13 protein-coding genes are annotated in these 24,157 nt (G+C 61.8%); 10 read left to right on the forward strand and 3 right to left on the reverse strand.

Annotated features, from left to right (window positions below; all coding sequences use genetic code 11):
- Positions 1-20: 20 nt before the first annotated feature.
- A complete protein-coding gene (locus BV071_RS20295) occupies positions 21-1,604 on the forward strand; it encodes a hypothetical protein (protein WP_035611243.1) in 1,584 nt (527 codons plus the stop codon).
- A 19-nt stretch (positions 1,605-1,623) separates the two neighbouring features.
- Positions 1,624-2,907 (forward strand): hypothetical protein, encoded by a 1,284-nt coding sequence (locus tag BV071_RS20300; RefSeq protein ID WP_035611244.1) that lies wholly within the window; start codon positions 1,624-1,626, stop codon positions 2,905-2,907.
- 14 nt (positions 2,908-2,921) lie between these two features.
- Here BV071_RS20300 and BV071_RS20305 read toward each other — a convergent pair whose 3' ends face one another.
- Together BV071_RS20305 and BV071_RS20310 are read right to left on the reverse strand one after the other, a co-directional pair.
- The gene (locus BV071_RS20305; RefSeq protein WP_052573662.1) at positions 2,922-3,506 is read right to left on the reverse strand and encodes a Uma2 family endonuclease; all 585 of its coding nucleotides are present in this window, start codon (positions 3,504-3,506) and stop codon (positions 2,922-2,924) included.
- Between the two features lie 47 nt (positions 3,507-3,553).
- Entirely contained in the window at positions 3,554-4,522 is a 969-nt protein-coding gene (locus BV071_RS20310; protein WP_035611293.1) for a 6-phosphofructokinase, read from the reverse strand.
- Between the two features lie 232 nt (positions 4,523-4,754).
- Here BV071_RS20310 and BV071_RS20315 point away from each other — a divergent pair, with 232 nt between their 5' ends.
- The 3 genes from BV071_RS20315 to BV071_RS33360 all read left to right on the forward strand — a co-directional run bounded on the left by BV071_RS20315 (position 4,755) and on the right by BV071_RS33360 (position 7,701).
- Positions 4,755-4,925, forward strand: coding sequence for a DUF1328 family protein (locus tag BV071_RS20315; RefSeq protein ID WP_035611295.1), 171 nt, complete (start codon positions 4,755-4,757; stop codon positions 4,923-4,925).
- A 386-nt stretch (positions 4,926-5,311) separates the two neighbouring features.
- Positions 5,312-6,622 carry a serine protease gene (locus tag BV071_RS20320; RefSeq protein WP_035611245.1) on the forward strand — a complete coding sequence of 437 codons (1,311 nt, stop codon included), beginning with the start codon at positions 5,312-5,314 and terminating at the stop codon, positions 6,620-6,622.
- 326 nt (positions 6,623-6,948) lie between these two features.
- A complete protein-coding gene (locus BV071_RS33360) occupies positions 6,949-7,701 on the forward strand; it encodes a TIGR02206 family membrane protein (RefSeq protein ID WP_052573664.1) in 753 nt (250 codons plus the stop codon).
- A 97-nt stretch (positions 7,702-7,798) separates the two neighbouring features.
- Here the strand turns inward: BV071_RS33360 and BV071_RS33365 are convergent, their stop codons facing one another.
- Entirely contained in the window at positions 7,799-12,589 is a 4,791-nt protein-coding gene (locus tag BV071_RS33365) for a PQQ-dependent sugar dehydrogenase (protein ID WP_265594681.1), read from the reverse strand.
- Between the two features lie 800 nt (positions 12,590-13,389).
- On the opposite strand from BV071_RS33365, the gene BV071_RS20335 reads away from it, so the two are divergent.
- From BV071_RS20335 to BV071_RS20355, 5 genes are all read left to right on the forward strand, one after another.
- Positions 13,390-16,452 carry a choice-of-anchor D domain-containing protein gene (locus tag BV071_RS20335; RefSeq protein WP_265594682.1) on the forward strand — a complete coding sequence of 1,021 codons (3,063 nt, stop codon included), beginning with the start codon at positions 13,390-13,392 and terminating at the stop codon, positions 16,450-16,452.
- Positions 16,453-16,469: 17 nt separating this feature from the next.
- Complete coding sequence (locus tag BV071_RS20340; RefSeq protein WP_081886125.1) at positions 16,470-19,634, forward strand: choice-of-anchor D domain-containing protein; 3,165 nt, start codon at positions 16,470-16,472, stop codon at positions 19,632-19,634.
- Between the two features lie 795 nt (positions 19,635-20,429).
- Positions 20,430-21,302 (forward strand): PEP-CTERM sorting domain-containing protein, encoded by an 873-nt coding sequence (locus tag BV071_RS20345; protein WP_265594683.1) that lies wholly within the window; start codon positions 20,430-20,432, stop codon positions 21,300-21,302.
- Between the two features lie 347 nt (positions 21,303-21,649).
- The gene (locus BV071_RS20350) at positions 21,650-22,273 is read left to right on the forward strand and encodes a hypothetical protein (RefSeq protein ID WP_265594684.1); all 624 of its coding nucleotides are present in this window, start codon (positions 21,650-21,652) and stop codon (positions 22,271-22,273) included.
- Positions 22,274-22,884: 611 nt separating this feature from the next.
- The gene (locus BV071_RS20355) at positions 22,885-24,111 is read left to right on the forward strand and encodes a helix-turn-helix domain-containing protein (protein ID WP_035611255.1); all 1,227 of its coding nucleotides are present in this window, start codon (positions 22,885-22,887) and stop codon (positions 24,109-24,111) included.
- The last annotated feature ends 46 nt before the right edge of the window (positions 24,112-24,157 follow it).

Genomic DNA, 24,157 nt, shown 5'->3' on the forward strand with positions numbered 1-24,157 from the left:
TGGGAGGAAGCACCGTTGGAATGAAGAAACCCGTCCTGATCTCGACTCATCTCTTGGCCCTCGGAGCTGGCTGGCTGGCCTTCCAGGCTGCGGGCTCCGCGCAAGATGGCGGCAGTTCCTCTAGCGGAGGCGAGCACGCAAGCCGCAGCGAGCGCCGTGACGGGCAGGCTGAGGGCCGCCGCCTGCTCTCCGAAATGCGCAAGTCCTGGCGCGCGGAGGAAGCCGCCATCGACAAGAGCCGCACCTTTGCACCGGAACCCCCAAGCCCAAGTTCCCCGGAGGCCATCCAACAAGAGCGGGAGCAGCAGCAGGCCCACGAAAAGAAAGTCTTCGATCTGGCTGCCAGCCTCAGCCTGCCCGCCGACCCAGCAGCCGAACTCAAGAAGCTGATGGAGAACGGCTTGGTGGACGATGCCAGCGCTCTGGTCATCGCCTGGCTGCGCCGCGATCCGACGGCTGCGATGCGGGCCTTGAACGGTGAAGAACTGTTCCGACACGATTCCTGCACGGACGAGGGCGTCCGGCTGTGGAGCCGGGAAGCCACCGCGCAGGCGCTTCTAGGTCTCATGGAGGCAGCCGCCGAGTGGCGTCCCCTTCTTACCGAGCTAGCTCTCCAAAAGGTCGTGGCCACGGATTTTTCCGCGCTCGGAGCCACGATCGAGTCACTGGAAGGTCTGATGGATCGCTCGGCGCTCCTGAGCACCGCCTTCGAGAATCTGCCTGCCGATCGTCGCGCTGCGGCACTCGACTGGATCTTCGCCAATCTCAAAGGCCAAGAGGCTGCCCGCGTGGTCCAGACCGCGGCCTTCGACATGCAGACCAGCCAGAGCGATCCCTTGGGGGCCAAGGCCTTCCTCAAGGACGCGATCGATCGCTTGGACGCAGAAGGCAAGGAAAGGATGAGCGGCTGGGCCAATGCCAAGGACATCCTGAGCTTCGGCGTGGGACCCGACTCGCCGATCGATGAGCGCATTGACCTCGCGCTCATGGCGGAGGCCCGCGGGCAAACTCCGGAAGAGCAGCGCGCCAATGCCCGCGCGTCGATCGTCTCTAACGACTTGCGGAATTGGTTCGATGCTGGCCAATGGGACTTGGCCCTTCAGGCCCGCAGCGTTTCTCCGGCGGAACTGTGGGCCGAGGCGAAGGAGGCCTTCCCTCAGTTCGACCAAACAACGGACCAAGACAACATGCTCCGGCTGATCTTCATGCGCAGTGCTCTCAGCGACCCGCAAGCGGCCATCGCGCTGCTGAGAGCAGAGGGCAAGCAAGACCAGCTTGGCAAGTACGCCTCCTTTGCGGTGGGTGAAGGCTGGAGCAATCAGTTGGAGGGGACCCTCGCCTTGGTCAATACCCTGCCCGGCGAAGTCTTCCGCGAGAACCTTTCCTCCTTCGACCGCTCTTACAGTTACCTCGTGGAGCGCGAAGTCACCGCGCGCGGCTCCTTTTGGCTCGATTGGGTCAAGCAGCAGCCCCCCGGTTTGAGCCGGGACCTGCTCTACCACTACACCGCGCGCGGGCTCTACCAGCAGGGCAGGGAAGCCGAGGCGGAGGCCTTCAGGGCCGCGGTCCAAGACCCCAAGGTGAAGGCCTACCCCAAGCTCTAACAGCTCTGTCCCGCCGACCATGAAGCGTGCCCTGATCTTAGCGTTCTCGCATCTCGTCCTCATCGGCGGCGGCTACTTGCTCCACCGTTCCATCGCCCCGCCGGCGCGGGCCGCCGCAGCCCCGGCCAAGTCACCGGAATCCAAGCCTACACCGGTTTCATCATCCGCAGCCGACGGCAAGCCCAGCTATAGCGGTGGCGAGTACCGCAAAGCCTGGCGGGCCAGTGCCGGAGCCAAGCTTTCGCCCCAAGAGTTGGCGCAAGTCCGCGAGAAGCTGTGGAACGAATGGCTCGAAAAGGATCCTCGCAGTGCTCTGATCACCCTTGCGGAGGAGGGCACGATCTCCACCCATACGAATCGCAGGATCTTCGGCGAGTGGTTCAAGGGCCGCGAGGAAGAGATGCTCGATTGGATCCTCGCCGGTGATTTCGGCATTGATGGCTCCGCGCTGCTGCAACTCTGGTCCGAGCGGGTCGGCGACAATCCCGACCTCCTGCTCAGCTTCCTTCCCAAGCTGCCGGCGGATTCGCGGAATAGTTCGATCAAGAAGCTCTTCGGCGGTCCGGTTGATCGCACGGCCCTGGACAACCGGCTGGCCCGGATCAGCGCCATGCCCGGCGAACGGGATCGCGAGCTTGCATGGAACACGCTGCTGGAAGGCGTCATCAAGAGCAACCCGATCAACCACTACGAGGATCTCTTTCCCGAGTTGATGGCGCGTCCTGACCTGCCACCCGCCGTGCGTGAAGCCGCCTTGGGCACCTTCAGTTCCCGCCTATTCCAGAATCGCGATTCGGCCAAGGCGCTGGAGGATTTCCGCAAGCTCGCGCCGGAAGGCCAATCCTTCCTGGTCCCGAAGTTATTGGCAGCCTCCAAGGAGTCCGCCTGGTCCTATCAATCCGGCGTCACCAACGCGCTCACGATGCTGGCCGAGCACGGTGACTGGGAGATCATCGCCAAGGACGGTGCCGACGCGATCGAGTATCTCTACAAGAACGGCCAGCCGAACGCGGATTCTGTTAGTCGCTGGGCCCTGGAACTGCCAGCTCGCGACGAAACCGTGACCACTTACCGGCGCGCCGTCGCCGGTCGTTTCCGCGAGGATCTAGCAGGTGGCAGCGACTGGGCCGCCTCCCTGCCGGAAGGCTGGTACCGCGATCAAGCCTACGCCCAGCTCGCGATGACTGCGGACGCGCATCACAAGGACCCCGCCGCCCGCGACCAAGCCATTTCCGCAATCACGGATCCCACCATCCGCCAAGAGCTGGAGCAATGGCGCAACCGTGAGGCGAAGGCGCGGTGACGGTATAGCAAGACTTACTTGAAATCGACCCGAGCGTACAAGTCAGACAGCGAGAGTTCCGCACCGACTTCGGGAAGCGGAATGACCTCATCCTCCCCTGAATACTCCTCGGCTTCGAAACCGCCTTGGCCGCTTCTGCGGAATGCACTGACACGACGGCTGTCCGTCTCGACCAGCAGGAGCACCTTGAGCGAAGAAATCGTCAGGTAGGCATCCTTCTTCTCACCCATGTCAGTCCGCCGCGTCGATTCACTCAAGACTTCGACTACCACAATGGGCTGTTCTTGGAAGCGTTGGTCCCCGGGGCTCGGTTGGCAAACGATCTGCAGGTCAGGGTAGTAGAAGCGGGTTTGGTGGGGAAGCTCGACCCTCAGCTTGGCGTCGCTCCCGAATGGCTCACACGGCTTGCCCCGGAGTTGGCTTCCGAGAGAGATCGCTGCGTTCATCGCGATCCGGGCGTGATTGGTGGTCCCGCCGGACATCGCGTGGACTTCGCCACCCAGATACTCGTGCTTGACCTCGGAGACTTCCTCGCCAGCGAGATATTCTTCCACCGAGACGAGCTGTGGCTTCTTGAGCGCTGTCACAATTTCATCCATAGGCCGCCGCCCGCTTGAAAGCAAGGCGGCGGAAGCTCACGCTCCCCTCAAGCGCACAGCGGCGCGCACAGCCTCATGATCGACGGGTCGATCTGGTACTTCGAGTCCACCACCGTATGGATCGGCAGATGTCCGAAGGTCCCGTCCCGATAGACCATGATCGCATTCGTTGCGCCGGCTTCCAGCGAGTCGACCGCCGCCACCGCGAACTTGTAGGCCATGATCCGGTCATGAACAGTCGGGGAGCCACCGCGCTGGACGTGGCCCAGCACCGTCAGCCGCGCTTCCATCCCGATCGCGTCATTGATGTAGCGCGTCGTGTAGTCCGCCATCTTGGTGCCCTCTGCCACGATCGCGATGATGTGGTTGCGGCCCTCGTGCTTGATCTCGTGCTTCAGCTTCGCGCCGATCTTCTCAAGGTCGTAAGGGATCTCAGTGGTCAGGCAGAGCTCGGCTCCACAGGCCAGCGCGCTGACCATCGCCAGATAGCCGCAGTGGCGGCCCATCACTTCGATCACGAAGGCGCGAGAGAATGAGGTCGCCGTGTCGCGGATCGAGTCCACCGACTGCCGGATCATGTTCAGCGCGGTATCCACCCCCAGGCAGTAGTCGGTGCCGGCGATGTCGTTGTCGATCGTTGCGGGAATCCCGGCGAAGGGTACGCCGAAGTCCGCATAGAATTGGTTCAGCGCGCGGAAGGAACCATCACCGCCGATCACGATCAGCTTGTTGATCCCGCGTTTCTGCAGGTTCTCCAGCGCTTGGCGCCGGAACTCGATGTCGAAGAAGCGCTTCGAGCGCGACGAGCGCAGGAAGGTGCCGCCACGGTGCAGGATCCCGGAGACCAACTCGCTGGTCGCCTCCACGATCTTGTCGTCGATCAGCCCGCGCAGGCCGTCGTAGACCAGCCAGGGCTTGAAGCCGCGGCTGGCCGCGTAATCGGCGGCGCATTTGATTGCGGGGTTCATGCCCGCTGCGTCGCCGCCGGATGTAAGAATTGCGATGCCTTCGCTCATGGTGCCGGGCGGAAAAAAGGGGACCGTCCGCAGGGACGCAAGCACGGGATGTGCCGCAGAACCGTGCAGGATGCAATCGCGCAACTTGCAATGGGCGCAGCTTGCACCGCAAAAACCCGGCTGCTGCCGCCATTCCTAGCTGCTAGATCACTGAAAATCAATCGTTTGAGCTAAGTGGACAGTCTTGGCCGGGATCTTGCAAGATAAACTCCCGAAACAACCCAATACCACCATGCTTCATTGGACTATTACCTTCCTCATTCTCGCGCTGGTGGCGGGATTACTCGGCTTCACCGCAGTAGCGGGGACTTCCTTTGCTATTGCGAAGGTTCTTTTCTTCGTCTTCCTCGTCCTTCTGCTCGTTTCCTTCTTCTCTAACGCCCTGCGTGGCAAGGCTCCGTGACGGATCCGCCAAGAATGGAAAAAGATTGAAATTTTATCCTTTCGCTCCGAGCGAACAAACGTATGATTCCCCCTGCCTGAGGCGCGTTTCTAAAGTCCTTCAACCCAAGAGGGAAAAAGAAAACCGGCAGAAAAGCCGTTTGACGACGTTAGAGAAGTAGCTGAGAGGCACTAGGCAGAACCCGGCAGATTCGAAGAACCGGCCAAGCCATACACAACAGATTTGCTGCGGGTAATACCGTGGCGGGGCGGGCGCTCGGGGAGGGGTGCCCGCCCCAACTTTTTTTGGGGGGGAGCGGCTTTGGATGCCGCAAGAACAGCTGCTTTCAGAGATACGGCCGAGTGCTTCCGAATTGCATGACTCGGTGCGCCGTGCATCTTCCGGAAATGACCGGAGTCCCCCGCCTCGCCATCGGATTGTTAGGCCTCGCGCTCGCGCAGCCCATGGCCGCGGACGAGACTGCCGACCTCAAGGCTGAGAATGTCCGTCTGCATGCTTTGGTTCGCCAGCATGCCACCGGCATGTTCTTCGACGAGGTGAAGACCAAGTCCGGGGATGCCACTTACCGCGACGTGGTGATCAAGCAGGTGACCGGGAAGTCTGTGCGCTTCCGCCATGCCGGTGGGGAAGGGGAGATTGCCGCGGCGGACAGCCCGCCACTGTGGACCGATCTCTTCGGCTTCGAAGCCGCCAAGGAGAGTCCCGCGGAAAAGCCGAAGGCGGAAGAGCCGAAGCCGACGATGGTCAGCCGCTCCGAAGTCTCTCCAGCCGAAGCGATCGCAGTGGTCGAAGGCGACCGCTCGAGTGGTACCGGTTTCTTCTGCCGCTCCGGTGACCAAGTGTATCTCTATACCGCCGCCCACGTGATTTCCGGAAATGCCAAACTCCAGGTGAAGCTTCGCAGCGGCACGGTGGTGCGGAAGTTCGGCGATCTCGAGGCTGCGGAGGGCGCGGATCTGGTCCGCCTCCCGGTGCAGGAGCAAATCACCAATGCCCTCGAAATCGCGCCAGAGAGCGGCTTGGCCAAGGTGGATGAAGAGGTGCTTGCCTCCGGCAATGCCGCGGGTGCAGGCACCGTCGGCTTTGAAAAGGGCAAGATCCTTGGCGTCGGTCCTACCTCCATTGAGATTGATGCCCAAGTCATCCAAGGCAACAGCGGCGGGCCGATCCTGGATGCTGCCAGCGGCCGTGCTCTGGGCGTGGTCACCCATCTCACTGCCGGCCGCGATGACCGCTGGGCAAAGGATACCCGCTTCTCCACCATCCGCCGCTTCGGCTGCCGCCTCGACCGCAGCTGGGAGTGGAAGAAGGTGTCGGTCGAGGGTTTCCTCAAGGAGGGCAAGGCCGTCCTCGCGGTGCAGGATCAATCGGAACTCATGATTGCCGCCCTCCAGCCGGAACAGTGGAAGAGTGAAGTCTTCCGTCGTCTCGCCACCAATCCACTCGCGCGCGACATCACCGCTCTGGATTCGTGGATCGAGGAACAGCGCCAGGGCGGCCAGCGCTTCAGTGAGAATGACCGCAAGAAGCGCCTTCGCGGTGTCCTCGATAGCGCCCGCCATCGCTCGAAAAGCCAAATCGCCAGCTTCAACGCCGGTGGCTTCACCTGGTTCCACCGCGACCTCGCCGACAAGGAGATCACCAAGCGCGACGAGATCGACAAGGTCTACGAGAGTACCCTCCTCGACCTTCGCTGAGGGCACCCATAGGCCCGACGCACGCCTTCTTGCTAGATCCGCCCGTTTGCGGCGCTGTTGCTAGCGGAGTGCGTGCGAGTATCGCCGCTTTGAGGGGCGAGGCTGAGCTTCAAGGCGCCGGACAAGTTCCAGACAGGCCCGTCCCAACCGAATAGGGAGCGCGGCTTCAAAACGGCGTGAGCTTTCTTCCGCCTGCGCCCATGCCAACCCATCCATCGATTTCATCAATGAATCCATCGGCTGAATCAATGCAGTAAATCCCGTCTAAGCGCCAGTATCGGAGCCTGATGCAAGTCCAACCCTAAACTCTTACCCCATATCCTCCTATGGACTCACGCGCTTTCGAATGTTTCGGCGTTTCCCACTGGTTCGCCATCATCTGCACCGCTTTGGCAGCGGCTGGCATGATCTGGCTGAACCGCTCGCCCCATGTGCCGCAGTCCCGCAAGCAGCAGGCGAATACCGCCCTGGCGGTGATCCTGGTGCTCGCGGTTTCCGCCGATCCTCTCCTCACCTGGCTCCGCTACCGCGGCTCGGATCAAGTTGGCCTTGCCGGCAAACTCGTCCGTGACACGGCCCTGCCCTTCTACCTTTGCGATGTCGTCTCGCTCGTCCTTGCCGTCGCCTTGATCACCCGGCGTTCACGCTGGGTCGAAATCGGCTACCTCTGGGGCATGGGTGGCACCATGCAGGGCCTGCTCACCCCCACGCTCTACTTCGATTGGAACACGCCGGAGTACTACGCCTTCTTCCTCCAGCACGGCGGTGTGCCAGTCGCGGCGCTGGCCTTGGTCTTCGGCGCACGCATTACCCCGCAGCCCGGGACTTTCCGCCGCGCAGTGTTCTGGAGCTGGGTCTACATGGGCAGCGTGATGCTGCTGAACTTCTTGCTGGGTGCCAACTACGGCTTCCTGAACGGCAAGCCGAATGTGCCCACCATGTTCGACCACATGGGGGACTACCCATATTACCTGATCACGCTCCAAGCCGTGGCCTTCACCCTCTATGGCCTCCTGCTCCTGCCATTCTCCCGCGGGGGACGGGAACTCAAGATCGCCGGCGCGAATCCGGCTTTGTGAAGTTCCCTCCACAGCGCGGGCGAAGATCCCCGGAAAACAAAAACGCCCGGGACCCTAACGGGATCCCGGGCGTTTCATGAATCAATCAATCACCTCGTTACGGGCTCGCCAGCGGATCGAAGATCAAGCGGAAGTAGCCAGATCCGTTCGCCACCTTTGGAAGATCGACACCGTAGCTGCTGCGCTGCGCCGGGCTCATCGCCTCGATCTGCGCCCGGGTCAGCGTGTTGATCCGCGATGCGACGTTGTTGATGTCGATCAGACTGGTGCTGTAGTGGAGGTAGTAGTTACCCGCCGGCTTCAAGACTGGATACGCCACGTGGATGTTTGCACCTTGCGGCTGCACCACCACTTGGAAGTTCCGGTCGTCGTGATGATCGGTCGGGTTCATCTCAAGGTAATACTCGGTCAGATTGTCCACGCCACCGTGATCGGAGTCCGCGTTGGTCTGGCCACTCAGCTCGTATTGCTCAAGCCACTCCTGGAAGCCGTAGGTATCCACATCCAGGACCGCGGCGGCCGAAAGGTTGCCCGCTTGGTCGACTGCCTTGACCTCGTAGTGGTAGGTTGTGTCGCGTTCCAAGCCGGTATCATTGAAGCTTAGGCCCGCCACGGTCGTTACCAGATTGCCGCCCCGGAAGACCTTGTAGCCGGTCACCGCCACGTTGTCGTCAGCCGCACTCCAGCTCAGCGCCACGTTGCGGAAGTCGGGCACGCCATGCAGGTTGCCCGGAGCCCCCGGAGCTTGCGTATCCGGCAGCGTGATCATGTTGACTGAGGCCAGCGGCGAGGCATTGCCTTTCGCATCCACTGCGGCCAGCTGGTAGTGATACGTGGTATTCGGCAGCAGACCGGAGTCCACATAGCTGAGCCCCGGCACGGTGGTGACAAGCTGCCCGTCGCGCAGCAAGCGGTAACCCGTCACACCCAGATTGTCGGTGGAGGCGGTCCAGCTCAAATCCACGCTCTTCATCGCGGGCGTGCCATTGAAGTTACCCGGTGTCGTCGGTGGCGACGAGTCGGCCAAGGTCGTCGTAGAGACAGAGGCGGGATCTGAGGCATTTCCCGCCGCATCAAGCGCACGCACCTGATAGGAATAGAGCGTCTCGGCCTCGAGATCGTTGTCGGTATAGCCCGGACCCGGCACCGTTGCCACGGTCACACCATTGCGCTTCACCTGATAGCCGGTCACGCCGAGGTTGTCGGTCGAGGCTTGCCAGGTCAGTTGCACCGAGGCCAGGCCCGGCGTGCCCGCGAAGTTCCCCGGAGCGGTCGGCGCGGTCGTATCGGCCAGCGTGCTGATCGAGAGCGTAGCTGCCGCGGAGGCATTGCCCTTCGCGTCGAGCGCCACCACGCCGTAGTCGTACTGTGTGTTGATCGTCCGGTCATTGTCCGTGTAGCCCGGGCTCGGCACCGTCGCGATCAGCGTGCCGTTGCGCCACACTTGGTAGCCGGTGACGCCGAGGTTATCGCTCGAAGGACTCCAGGAGAGTTGGATCGAGAACAAGCTCGGCGTCCCGCTGAGATTGGCCGGGGTCGTCGGGGCCTGCGTATCGGCCAGCGTGGTCACGCTTACCGCCGCAGGTGCGGACGAATTGCCCAGTCCATCACGGGCGATCACCTGGTACTGATACTGGGTCTCCACCGCCACGCTGTTGTCGGTGTAGCTCAGGCCCGGCACCGTCGCGATCAGCGCGCCGCCACGCCATACCTGGTATTCGGTCACGCCGATGTTGTCGCTGGAGGCCGTCCACGCCAGTTGCACTGAGAACAGGCCCGGCGTGCCCTGAAGGCTTCCCGGGCTGGTCGGCGGCTGTGAGTCCGCCGCGATCACCACGTTCAGTGTTTGTGAGGCCAAGGTGCCCTTGGACGCGGCCAAGCTGCCCAGCGGGTCCGGCACCGCGGCATTCGCCGGGATCGATACACTCACTTGGGAGGCTCCAGGTGCGGGTGAAATACTGGCCACGTAGTAGTAGCCGGAGCCCCGGAGTGCCGTCACCGTGCCATTTAGCACCGTGAAGTCCGTGGTGGTGAAGTCCGTCACATCCTGGTCGAAGACCACGGTGACGTCGAAGCTCCCGTCCACGGGGGTCACCGGTCCGGCCAATTGCGTGCGCGCGGCGCGCTTGTTGTAGCCGGGAGCGTAGGTCGTCGGATCGGTGGTGGTGAGTGACCAAGTGCCCTGATCGAAGGTCGTCCAGTTCACATAATCCTCGCTGATCAGGATCTGGTAGTTGGCGATCCGGCCGTCACCGTTCGAATTGTACCGCGGATAGTAGACATAGCCTCCCAGCTCCCGGACCGATCCCATGTCGATCGTGACCTGGTGCGGGTGGGTCGGGCTGCTGGCAGACTGCCAGAGGTTGGAGGTCCCCACGCTGCCATCGATGATCTTCGCGGCGACATTCGTCGTCCCCGACTCGCTATCGACATCCTTGATGCTGAGCTGGCCGAATGGGATCACCACACCTGTCCCATCCAGCACCTGGAATTCCCGGATCGCGGCGAAGGTCCGGTTGCCAGTGAGCGATTTGACCCGCACGTAGCGCGCCTTCGGCGGGGCGGTGACGTTGAATTCGGTGGGATTCAGGCCACTGATGTAGGTCTGCAGGGCGGAGATGCCCGCGGTGTGCGCCAGATTCTTGGCAAGCGGCGGCATTGCGTCGCCATTACCCACCGCGCCGGCCCGGGTATAGATCGCGGAGAGGGATGTGTTCCCGGGCTTGATGTAGCGGCCATCGGGTCCGAGCGCCTCGTAGCGTTCCGGAATGCCGTTGATGATATTCTGTGAAGCGAGCGGTATCCCCAGGCGCGCATCGTAGCCTGCTCCCGCGCCATTCGGCTGGTGGCAGTGCGAGCAGTTGGTGGCGAGATAGGAGCGGATCCGGTGCTCCAGTGGTGCCGTCTGGTCGGTCAAGGGCCGGGATTCGGTTGCGTTGTCCATCTGCGCCGCCGTCAACGTGACGTTGAAGGCCCCCAGCGCATTGAAGGTCTCAAGCTGGTTGGCCGTCCGCCCTGTCGATGGGTAGGTGAACTTCGATGCGAAGGTCGAGGTCCTTACCCCGAGCGCTTGGCCGGACACATCATTGTGGCAGATCATACAGTCCCCGCGCGAGGGATAGCTCCAAGTCCGCTGCTCGGTGCCACCGCCGCTGGCGGTGTAGGTGTAATTTTCCGAGGCACCGGTGTGCAGCAGCTCGGCATCGGTGCCAGCCGCGTTCCACTTGTAGGTGAAGCCATACTTGCCGCCATTCGCGGTGCAGATCAGGAATCGCGTCTCCAGCCGCTTGATCGCGTTCGGATTGCTCGCGTTCGTGTTGGTTTCGAAGTGCTTCACAAACACCGTCCCGGCCGGGAAGGTCCAGTTGCCTTCGTCGCTGAAGACGATGTCTTCCGCGGCGGTGTCGAAAGTTCCGTTGTTGGGCAGGATGATCCAGCGCTTCTTGGCGGCCGCATCGGACCACAGCGGGTTCGGCACATCGTAAGGGATCACGCCCGCCGCCGTCGCCAGCGTGGTCAGATTGGTGAAGACGCCCGTTTGGGAGAGGAATTGCGGTGGCTCCGCGGAGACCGCCGGCACCGCCAGCTTCATGATCTTGCCAGTCGGGTTGTTGGTCCCGGCTAGGTCCATGATGTAGATCTCACCAGCGCTATCGGTGAAGAAACCGCAGAGGCCCTTCTTGTAGCCCGTCTCGAAGCTGGAAAACATCTCCGTGATCACCGGCGCGCCGCTCGCGGGCACCGTGGCATTCCAGATCTTGCCGCGCACGTGGTCGCCGAAGATCACCTTGCCCACCAGGCTGGCCCACTTGGCACCGCGGTAGCGCGGGCCGGTGATGATGGCGTTCCCCACCGTGTGGTCGTACTCCCAAAGCGGCGGTTGGTCGAAGCCCGTCAGCGGGTTCGGCTTGTTCTTGGAGGTCGCACGCGTCGCTTCCAGATAGGACCACTGGCAGTTGGCGCCCTTGGTGACTTTGGTCAGTTCCTCGCGGTTGCCCTCGCCCACATCGCCGACCCAGATGTCGCCGGTCAACGCGTCAAGCTGCGCGGAGTGCGGGCTGCGCAGGCCGATCGCATAAAATTCTTCCAGAATGCCGCCACCCGTATCCAGAAAGGGATTGTCGTTTGGAATCCCGTAACCCTGGGTGTAGCTCGCTGGCCAATCCGCCGGTTTCTCCAGGATGACTCCCGGATTGTCCAGCCACCACGCCGGATTGTCGACTGGCTGCCGGCGGATGGCGTGGGATTTCGCCGGATTGTTGTCCACGTCGATCCGCAGAAGCCCCCCAAAGAGACCAATGTTGGTCTTCTGGGAATTGCTGAAACCATCGCCACCCAGTCCGCCGTCACCGTTGGAGACGTAGTAGAAGCCGTCGCTGCCGAAGAAGGCCGAGCCTCCGTTGTGGAAGCGGTGGGGATCATACTGTGAGATCAGGATCGACTCGCTGTTAGGATCGATCGTTCCGGTCGCTGGCACCCAGGTAAAGCGGGAGACCGTCCAGTAGCTCCGGTCATTGTCATCGACTCCTGAGACCGCGCGGCGGTTGTAGCAGACGTAGACCTTGTTCTCCCCCGCGGAGCCGCTCACCGCGAATTGAGGGTGGAAGGCCAGGCTGTACATACCCTGATCCTCGGAAGTCTCGACCTTCGCGGTGTGATCCAAGACCACGACCTTCTGGGCCGCAGTCGGATTGGTCTTCGGGAAGCGCCAGATCTGGCCGTTCTTGCCCACCACCAGAAACTGGGTCGGCGACCCCGAGGCCACAGGGATCTCCTGCAGGGTCATCGGGTCCGTGAAGCTCAGGTTCGGAAACGCATTCTCCACCGCCCAACCCGAAGGGTCACCCGGTGGGGATGTTGGAAAGACGCCATTGAAATAGGCACCCACGGGCTCGGGTTGATCGAGTCCAGGAGTGGAAGAGCCCCATGCCAAATGAGCGGATGTTAACAGGGAGAATCCGTACAGGCACAGGCGTACTGGGTGCAGCAGTCGGGGGGAATGCACAGGCGTATTATTTTAGAATAATGACGGTCAGGCAAGCCAATTGTCGGTCGCCGAGGGGTGCGGCGGAGGCAACTGGCAAGGGGGGGGACGAGCCTCTTGTCAGCGCAAAGTGTGCCGGAATCAAGTGCTCAATTGTGACGCGATCACGTAAGTGTAGTAAGCCGGAGAATGATATTTCGTGCCATCCGTCACCCACTCGCGGCTGATAAGATCAAGGCTCCCACCACGTTTCTGCCGCGTTGAACCTTTGGATTGGTTACGGAAATGACGACTAACTCCTCGAAAAAAGGCTGGTCCATCGGGCCTCGCTTTTTTAAAAGCCTCCGCGAACGTCCTCGTGGCCGCGCATACGTGGGGGAGCTTATCCGCGGCACACATTGAGATTTTCTGGTCCGTAGATCCCCCTTGGACTTCACCGGTCCAAGCAGGAACCCTGCGGGCCTTGGTTATGGTTCCATATCCTGATTCATGACTCCCCTCCCATGATCTGCTCCCTCCCCCAGCATAGTTCGCCGCCGCCCCCGTTCTTGGCGTGATCCGTGCTTCCTGACACATGGCTTGAAGGTTCGCCTGCCCCCCAGTCCGAGTCCCGAATGTCCCGGTCATCCCCCCTCTCTCCGTTCTCTCGTGTGATCGGCGTCCTCGCTTGGACAGTCGTTGGCGCAGGGATCTTGCACGCGCAGGTGCCGGACACCTTGCGCTACTCCTTCTTCGCGCCCAAGACCCTGCCCCAGCAATCCGAGCAGCAAGGGACTTGCCTGGCGGTCTCGGGCAGCGTCGCCGTGGTCGGTTCTCCGGCTTACAATTTCGATGCGCTCAGTGGCTTGGACTGCGGCGCGGTGAAGATCTACGACACCGCCACCGGCAAGCTGCTCCACCGCTTGGAGAATCCCGCCGCCGAGCCCTTCGGCGAGTTCGGCACCAGTGTCGCGATCTCTGGCCCGATCGTTGCCGTTGGCTCCTGCAACACGGTCGCAGGCCAGCGAGCCGCTGGCTGCGTTTATATCTACGATCTGTCTTCGCAGACTCCCGCCGTCCCGCTCTTCACCTTGGAGAATCCGAACCCCGCGGGGCACGACCAGTTCGGTCATTCGGTCGCCGTGTCCGGGAATACCGTGGTGGTCGGTGCTTGGATGGATGACTCTACCGCGGCCAATTCCGGCACCGTTTACGTTTACAATCTTGGCTCAGGACAGCCGGCGCAGCCGCAACTGACCCTGCCGAACCCGACTCCCGCGGATGATGATAACTTCGGCGCCGCCGTGGCCGTCTCCGGCAACCGCGTCGCCGTGTGCGCCTACCGCGATGACACCGGCGCCACCAATGCCGGCCGCGTCTATATCTTCAATCTCAATTCCGGCACCCCGACCATTCCTCAGTACTCCTTCGGCAAGACCTCACCGGCGGACAACGACTGCCTCGGCAATGCCTTGGCGATGGACGGCAATCTCGTCGCTGTCGGCGTGGAGTGCGCGGACTCGGCCGTCCTCAATTCCGGCAGCGTGATCGTCTACGATCTCTCCCTGCCGGATCCCAATGTGCCGCGCCTGAGTCTCGTCCCACCGGTAGCCCACGCGAACGACTACTTCGGCACCGCCGTGGCACTATCCGGGAACCGCCTCGCCGTTGGTTGCTACCGGGACGACGCCGCCGCGGAGAACGCCGGCACCGCCTTCGTCTACGATCTCGCCGGCGGCACTCCGGCTGTCCCGGTCGCCTCGCCGGACAAGCCGCTGCCCGCCGCCGCCGACTACTTTGGGAACGCCGTGGCCATTTCCGGCACCACTGTCCTGGTCGCCGCCTGGCACGATGACAAGGGCGACCTCGAGTCCGGTGCGACCTACATTTACAGCCTCACCTCGCCGACTCCGGATACCTCTCTGCTGGCCTTGGACAGCCCGGTCGCCGGCTCCGTGGATCGCTTTGGTGCCGCAGTTGCGGTCGATGGCAACCTGATGCTGATCGGTTCTCCAGGCACCGATGCGGGCGCCTCCGGTGCCGGCCGTGTCCGCGTCCACGACCTCGCCGCCTCCAAGCCCACCAATGTGCTGGCGACCTTGGAAGACCCCGCGCCTGACATGGATGAGAATTTCGGCGCCGCCGTGGCCATCTCGGGTACCATCGTGGTCGTCGGCGGCCCGGGTGAGGACTCAGGGGCCGAAGGCGCCGGGCGGGTCTACGTTTACGACCTCGCCCATCTGCCGGACACCTCGCCGATCCTGGTCATCTCCAACCCCGCGCCCGGGGTGGGGGACCGCTTCGGCAGCGCGGTCTCCATCTCCGGTAGCACCATCGTCGTCGGCTGCGAGAGCGATGATGCGGGGGCCACCGACTCCGGCACCGTCTATGTTTACAAACTGAATCCCCCGAACTCCGGGCTGCCGGTCTACACGATTCCCAATCCCAGCCCCGCGGCGGACGACCACTTCGGCAGCGCGCTGGCGATCTCGGGAAACCGCATCGTGATCGGCGCAGTGAAGGATGACTCCGCTGCCACGGATGCGGGTATCGCCTATGTCTTCGATCTGGCCGGGGCTAGCCCTACCGTGCCGCTCTATGTTTTGGCCAATCCCACTCCGGTCGCGGACGATGGCTTCGGCAATGCGGTCGGCATCTCCGGCAATACCGTGGCCGTGGCGGCCAGCGGCAAGGACACCGGCGCGGTCAATGCCGGCGTGGTCTATGTCTACAATCTCGCCGGTGGCACGCCGACAGCTCCGCTCTACACGCTTCTGAATCCCGATCCCTCCGGGGATGACCGCTTTGGCAATGCCGTCGCCGTTTCCGAACCGCGCGTGGTTGTCGGCTGCTATCTCGACAACTCGCCCACTGACTCCGGCCGCGCTTATTCCTTCAACATGAGTTCGCCGACTCCCACGGTCTCGTCGGCGACCCAGAAGAAGAGCACCGCCACCGGCGGTGACCAGTTCGGTGCCGCGGTCGCAGTCTCCGGCCTCACCGTCCTAGTTGGTTGCCCCTCGGACAATCGCACTGCCAATGACAAGGGCGCGGCCTACGTCTTCGGCCCGGCAGCTCCGGAAATCGCCGTCGAAATTTCCGGCCAGGAAATCCTCACCGGGGAATCGACCAGCCTCGGTCCGGTCCCCATGGGCCCGGGTGGCGGCGGCAGCATCACCGTCAATGTCCTCAACACCGGCATCACCAGTCTGAACCTCTCCAGTATCACGGTCGTGGGGGGTAATGCCGCCGACTTCTCGATCAGCACCTCTGGCATGAGCTCGAATGTCGCGGCGGATGACGATACCCATTTCACCGTCACCTTGAATCCCTCCGCCTCCGGGCTCCGCAGCACCACCCTGCGCATCCAGAACAGTGACTTCGATGAAGGGATCTTCCTGATCCAGCTCTCAGGACGGGCGCTCTCCGTCACTGAGGATACTGATGGTGATGGCCTCAATGATGTTTCCGAATTCCGCATGGCCGGGCTTGGCTTCGACTGGCAGGTGCCGAACCCCGCACTCGTCGCCGCCTACCAGAGTTACTTCAACAGCGGCAGCCTCTTTGAGCCCAATCGCGTCCAGGCCCTGCGCATGAAAGCACCCGAGTTCACCCGCAATTCCACGACCGGCCAAGCCAAGCTCACGATGTCTCTCCAGAAATCGACGGACCTGCAGACCTACCAAGCTCTGGTCTTGCCGACGCCCGTGATCAATTCCGCCGGCGAGCTGGAGTTCCAATTTCCCGTTTCTGACAACGCCGCCTTCTACCGCTTGGAGATGAAGTAAGCTCCCCGCCGCTTGTGATGTCCTCCTCCCTCCGCCAGCCGCTGTACCGTGTCGCCTCAGGATGCTTCCTGGGAGCCTTGGCTGCATGCAGTCTGTTGCAGGCCGCGCCGATTCCTTATTCACTTGAGAATACCTTCCTGTCACCGGCTACCGCCCGCCAGCTCAACACCCAGTTGGGCTATTCGGTGGCAGTGGACGGCAGCTATCTGGTGATTGCCTCGCCTTTCGATGACACCGGCGGGGAAGACAGCGGCATCGTCGGCATCTACAGCTCCACCACCGGTGCCCTGATTTACAGTCTCGCCAATCCCGAGCCTTCTACCCAAGCGGTCTTCGGCTGGTCCGTTGCGGTGTCTGGCAACTACGTCGTCATCGGCGTGAAGGATGACGATACCGGGGCGGGGGACACTGGCATCGTCTATGTCTACAACATGGCCTCGGCCACGCCCGCCGTTCCGGCCTTTGTCCTGCAGAATCCGGACCCCAAGGAGAATGACTCCTTCGGCTACGCGGTGGCCATCTCGGGCAACCGGGTGCTGGTCGGAGCCCCCTATGGTGATGTCGGCAATGCCGACTTGGGCAAGGCCTATGTCTTCGATCTCTCCTCCGGCACTCCCGCCCAGCCGGTCCTGTCTTTGCAGAACCCGCTCGCATCGGGCCTGAACTTCGGCCTGGCGGTGGCCATCTCGGGAAGCCGGGTGGTGATCGGTGCCCCGCAGGATACGCTCGCAAGCGGCGATCTCAGCCGCGCCTACGTCTATGACCTGAGCTCCGGCACGCCCCAGACTCCTCTGGCCAGCTATGCCGATGGCAGCCCGGCCAGCAACGAGCGTTTCGGTTGGGCCGTGGCGGCCGCTGGCAACCGCGTGGCGATCAGTGCCCCGCAGCACGATGCCGGCGCCGACAATGCCGGCGCTTGCTATCTCTACGACTTCGCCTCCGGCACACCGGCTGTGCCCGCCGCCGCCATTACCAATCCCAATCCCGGCCTCGCCGACGAGTTCGGCTTCTCGGTCTCGATGTCCGGCAACCGCTTGGTGCTCGGCAATCACTTGGATGACCAGAACAACGCCGACTCCGGCCGGGTCTATGTCTATGACTTGGCTTCAGGTTGGCCGGTGTTGATCTCCACACTGGAAAATCCAACTCCCCAGAGTGGTGATAACTTCGGTCGCTCGGTCTGCGTCTCAGGCAGCAAGTTGCTCACCGCGGCCCATGGTGACAACACCGGTGGCAGCGATGTCGGCACGGCCTACCTTTTCGATTTCTCGGGTTCCCCGCCCACGGCTCCGGCCCTCTCCATCAATACCCCCAGCATCTCCTCGGAGGAGGAGTTCGCCACCGCCACCGCTATCTGGGGCTCGATCATCGTGGTCGGTGCCCACCATGACGACAAGGGCAGCAATTCCAACTGCGGCACCGTCTACATCTACGACCGTCTCTCGCCCACGCCGAATGTCCCGACCCTGATCATCGACAACCCGGCACCCAATACCAACGACTACTTCGGAGCGGCCGTCGCGATCGATGGCAACCGGGTGGTGGTCGGTGCCTATCAGGACGATGTTCCCACGACCAACTCCGGCGTCGTCTATGTCTACGACCGCAGCTCCGCCACGCCCGGCACGCCGGTGCTGACCATCCTCAATCCTTCTCCCGCGGCGCAGGACCAGTTCGGCAACGCCTTGGCCTTGTCTGGATCGCGGCTGGTGGTGGGCTGTGCCCGCAATGACATCGGTGCCGTCTCCGATGCCGGCAGCGCCTACGTCTATGAGTTGGCTTCCGGCACTCCCACGCAGCCCATCGCCGTCCTCGATAATCCCGCACCGGCTGTGGAAGATCTCTTCGGCTACTCGGTTGCCGTCTGTGGCTCCCAGGTTCTGGTGGGCGCGTATAACAACGACACCGGCGCGCCCAATGCCGGCAGTGCCTATCTCTACGATCTATCGAGCGCCAACCCCTTGGTGCCCATCGCCACCTTCGACAATCCCGCCCCCACCACGGATGACTTCTTCGGCCACGCCGTGGGCTTGTCCGTGGATTGGGCAGTGATCGGCGCGCATCTCAATGACACTGGAGCCCGCGATGCCGGTAGCGCCTATGTCTACTCGCTGGCGGATCTGCCCGGCACCTCTCCCTTCCTCGTGCTCCATAACCCCGATCCTAATCCCGAGGACACCTTCGGCTTCTCTGTCGCCATTTCCGGTTCTCGCATCGCGATCGGCGGCCCGGAGATTGACGATGGCGCTGTCGATTCCGGCGGCGTCTATGTCTACGATATGACCTCGGCTACTCCGGCTGTACCCGTCGACGTGCTCGACTGTTTGGACCATCGGGCTGGCGATCTCTTCGGCTTCAATGTCGCCGTTTATAACGATAACATTGTCGTCGGCGCGCCCTTGGATGACGGCGCCAGCTTTGACCGTGGCGCTGCTTATTTCTTCGATCCGGATCCGCCCTCACCGCAGATGCAGGTCGAGCAACCGCCCGGCACCGGTCTGATCAGTGGCTCGGCCAGCATCCACTTTGGCAATGCTCCCGTGAACCAGCCTGGCGATACCCAGACCGTGGTCCTCCGCAACGTCGGCACCGCCCCGATGACCGTTACCGGCATCCAGTTGCTGTCGGGCGATACCGCGGACTTCTCCGTCCAGCGTCCCGGCTTGCCGCGGACGCTGATGGTGGATGAGACCGCAGCCTTTGATGTCGGCTTCGTCCCGCAGGCCGTTGGCAGCCGCCTCGCCGTGCTGCGGATCACCGGCAATGCCACCAACCATCCTTCCTTCGATGTCACCCTCACCGGCCAATCGCTGGGACTCGACCACGACACCGATGGCGATGGCCTGAACGACGTGCTCGAACTCCAGCTCTCCTCACTTGGCTTCGACTGGCAGGTCAACGATGAGGAGCTCGTGGCCATCCTCCAGGCCGGCGCAAACGTCACGGGCGTCTATTCAGTGGCCCAGCTCCAGGCCATGCATCCCGGCATGCCACTGGTCCCGGTCAATCTAAGCAGCCACCAGCTCAAGCTCACCGTGGGCATCAAGAAATTCACCGGTCTGTCCCCCTTGCAGCTCCTGCCGGTTGTCGCCGGCCAAGCCGTCATCAACGGCCAGGGTAAGCTTGAGTTCACCTTCCCGTCCCCCGAGCGCGCGGCCTTCTATCAGCTCGATCCACGCTGAACACGAGGCGCAGCCGCCCCACTCCACCTAGATCCTCAAAAAGACCTTGGTCTTACCCGTGGAGGCGAAGGTTGTAGTCGGCGGCGTGAGATCGGTTGATTGCTGGAGCGCACCAATGGCCTTTTGGAGCGGAGGTGCAGTGGAAGAATAGGCTAGGATGCCGGTCTTTACGTAGATTTTCGCACATCAAGGGGTGGGGGACTTCATGAAAAGTACTCAAGACTTTGAATAAAGTATTGGCCGTTGACCCCTCTGCGTTTCTTCGGTTTCCGATGGTGTGTTCCTCACCGGAAGAAGCTTCATCCCGTTAGAAAAGAAAACCCGCGATGACCATTCACTCCACCAAGTGCCCGCTCAATCCAACATCGCCCATTGCGGGCTTGTCCGCGTCTCATTCGTGAGGTGGGCACGGCGCAAACGATCGCTTATTCAGACCACCTCACAGATGCCTTCGATTCCCAAGATTCGCGCTCTTGAGCGCAGACCCTCTTCTCCGGGAAAGCTCCCGGGAAGCCCGTAAGGGTATAGCACAATGGAGCCCGTGATGGTAAACCCCTTGGGAGGGGGGGAACATCACGGGCTTCAATGGGCTCTTTTCCTCCAACATCAGCTGAAAGGAATAGTCTCCAGGATTCAGAGGATTCTACGAACAAGATCTCCCTTTGGATATCTCGTCCTTAAGCAGGGCGGCGCACGACTTTCTTTAAAGTGCTGATCATATTTTAATCGTCACTCTTATTCGATGGCGATGCCAACCTGCGCCACCAAGCCGACATCACCCCACCCCTCAATAACATGAAAGCAACCCACATTCTATCCACCTTTGTTACAGCTCTTTTGTTCGCTTCGCACGCGTCCGGAGCTACCACCTACCAGACCTCGACCACCGGCTCGCCCGTCTGGGCTCAGATGGATACCGGTGGCGGAATTACTCCGCCGAACTGGAGCGTGGATTTCGGTGCCCGCGGCACTGGCACAGTGACCTTCTCGGGCTTGGGTGGGAACGGATCTGCAGCTTTTTTATCTTCAGGCAGCGGTCTTGTCGCGGGCACTTACGGTCTGAGCGGTGGCGACAGCCTCATCGTGGGACAATATACCAACCCCGACAACGCCAGCTTCACGTCCACTGACGGCTTCACCGCCAGCCTCATGGGACCGTCCGGAATTTCTGGTCCCTATTACGCCACTCTGATGATCACGCTCGACTCGGGCTCATTCCAGGCCGGTGATCTCTTCATCGTTGGCAATCTGGCCCGCCAAAACGACATTGCGGGTGCGATCGTGCTCGGCTCCATCTTCGACGCCCCGGGTGCAGGAGACCCATTTATTCCAAACGGCGGCTATAATAGCACTTTCGGAGTCTGGGGTCAGGACGGTGGTGGCAATGACATCTACGCGGTCAATGACAACGCCGCCGTTCCCTTGGGCTACCAGAACAAGTCTTCTGGGGGAGTTTTCAGATTCAATCAGAGTGTCTCCCAGTTTTCGGTGCAGCTTCTCCTCGGCAATTACGGCGTCAGCGGGCAGGGCGGGAATGGCATTACCCCATTCGCTGCAACCGCCACTCCATTTAGTTTTGTCGTTGCCACGCCGGTGCCGGAGCCTTCGGAAGCGGTCCTCGCGACCATCGCTGGTGGCATGGTTCTACTTCGCCGTCGCCGGCGCTGAGTTGTGCCGCGTCAGCATTCATTTTCCCGATAATCATGGCAACGTCACCCGTCACTAAAGGGTTGCTAACCGCGGTCTCCGCCTGTCTTTCGACAAGCGGAGATTTCGCCTATGGCGTGCTGTTTGCCACTTCTGGAGATCCGGCCTATCACACCACGGCGCCGGATGGCGAACAGGCCGGGGCGGGGTGGCAGTATGAGGGAGTTTTCGGCACGGTCCTGGGAACCGCTATCTCACCCTCTCACTTCATCACAGCGGCTCATGCGGATATCCCATGGAGCCAATTTGTCTATCAGGGTTCCACTTATTCCATCACTTCCAAGTCATTCATTCCGGGAACCGATCTAATGATCGCCGAGGTGAGTGGAACGTTCGCTGAGTGGGCGCAGCTCTATACCGGTGCCGCACCTGTCGGAATGGAAGTGGTTACCATGGGCATGGGTGGCCCGCGTGGAGCGGAGATTCTCGATTCCGGAGGCAATCTTCAAGGATGGCGGAACGGCACAAGTGACGGTGTGAAACGATGGGGCTCCCAGGAAATCGAGGGCGTCGCAACGATCGGGACACTCGGAGATTTTCTATTTTCCAGTTTCGGTGGCGGCTCAGATCAATCGGGGCTCAGCGCTTTCGATTCCGGAGGCGGCACCTTCGTGCTCGACGTGGACAATATCTGGAAGCTGGCCGGGATCAACTACGGGGGAGACACATTCGCCCTGAATGCCTCTGGAGTTGGCGCGTTCAACGCAGCGCTTTTTGATCCGTCCGGTTACTACCGGCTTGAGGATGGTGCCTGGACCCTGCAAGGCCCCGCTGATTCGGGCACCAGATACTATTTCAGTAGTATCTCGGCTTCCGCCGACGCGATAGCGGCCATCACTGGCGTGCCGGAGCCGTCGGCTGCGGCTCTGGCGGGGCTTTCATCCTTCCTGCTGCTCACCCGCCGCCGGTCCCATCCCATCTGGACCGCTTGACGGAGGTATCGCTCTGCGGGCCGGATTCCCATCCAAGCTGCCGTTTTCCGTGGAGGCGGTGGCCTCTGAAGCGTCCCCAATCTCGCGCTGACGGCCCGCTAATTCTTATGCTGGAAACCCCGGGATCGAAAAAATGGTGTTTCCTGCGATCCAGCCGGTGGCTCGGGATTGCGTGCCCAGATAGCTGCAGAAGAACAGGATCATCAGCGGGCCGTGGCCCAGTCCTTGCGGTAGGCAAGGGCCAGTCCGGGGGAGCCAGCGGCAGTGGCAATATGGGGAGAATGCTTCGCCATGATCCGCAAGAGTGGCTGAGGCAATACGGGAGATCTGCATCCATCCTTGGAAACCGAATCGCGGATTTTTCCACGTCGTCGGCACCCTGCCCGGTCCCGATGGATTCTTCTCCCACGAAAAGGGGAGAAAATGCAGGGGGCTGCCTCCTGCGAAGTCACAAAGCCTAGAAAATTCGTCTAGATAATGACATTTGCATAAATTTCCACTTGAAATCCCGGCTGGCCGAAACCATCTGTCGCCCGCCTTCGTGAATTCACATGATGAATACATTGTGAGGCCATTTTAACCCTCGTTCGTTTCCCAAAACCCACCGGTAAATGTGCCAGCGCTCCATCGACTCGAGCAAAAATTCTGCCCTGAAACTGGGTGTCGTCGTCCGCGAAAGCTACCTCAGGAGCCGCTTCAGCGTGTTCGAGGGGGTGATGGACTACTGCCTGGAAAATACCGGACTGAAGGCGTTTCTGATCCCTCTGCAAGAAGGATATGGGCCCGCTCCCGACGCCCTGGCGGAGGTGGCGGGGGTAGTGACCTGGGTCGCTCCTAGCGACGGCGAATGGGTTTTGCCACTGTGGGAAAGAGGTGTCCCGGTGGTGAGCTGCAACAATGCCTTCACCGGGCAAGTGCCGACGGTTTCGGCCGGCCAGCCCTATGAGCTGGCCTATCAGTATCTTCTCAGCCTGCAACGGCAGACGATCGGTTTCGTAACCCGGCCGGAGATCGACGAGGAATGCAGGGTACGGTTCAAGGGCCGCATCGATTCGGATGAGCGGGAGGCAAGAATCTTCAAGGGCGTGCGCAAGGATCCCGGCCGTTTTCCTGAGCACTTGCTCGCAGGAACGGACGAACACGAACTCGAACGTTTCCTCGTCAGCCTCCCGAAACCAGCCGCCCTCTGGTGCATCCACGATGAGATGGCAGCGCTTGTCTGGCGCAAGGCCGAGGAACTCGGCATCAGCGTGCCGGACGAACTCGCGCTGCTGGGAATGGGTGACCATCCATGTGCCGTCCACAGCACGCCGGGGATCTCCACGGTGAGAATTCCCGGCATCCAGCTCGGTCAAGCAGCGGCCCGGCTACTGCACGGGCACCTGTTTGGCTCCACCATGCTGACCCGCGATTTGACCTTCCACACCGAGCAGAAGGCCCTACTGGTGGAGCGACTGTCCACAGGTGGTTCGAATCCGATCAATCGCGGCATCCAGAGAGCGTGGCGGCTGCTGGAGAACTACCCTGCGGAGGGACTGACGGTGGACTGCCTGATCGAGAAATCCCGGGCGTCCCGGGCCACTTTCTACAAGGAGTTCGAGCGGGCCTTCAACATGTCACCGGGCAAGGCGATCCGCCTCTTCCGAACGAAAAAGGCCAAGGAACACCTTCTCAGCACGGACCTGCCGATTTCCCAGATCGGCCGCTTGTGCGGGTTCTCGGGAGAGAGCGACTTCTCGAACTTCTTCAAGCGGGAGACGGCCCAGACCCCGAAGGAGTGGAGGAGGTCGCGACAGTTGGATGACAGCAGCTGCTCCGACGGCGACGAGCGGATATAGAATCGAAAAAGTTCGATACTTCAGGCCCGTTGATGGGCAACTCAAC

Origin of the sequence: Haloferula sp. BvORR071, from assembly GCF_000739615.1 — a bacterium.
Taxonomy (GTDB): domain Bacteria; phylum Verrucomicrobiota; class Verrucomicrobiia; order Verrucomicrobiales; family Akkermansiaceae; genus Haloferula.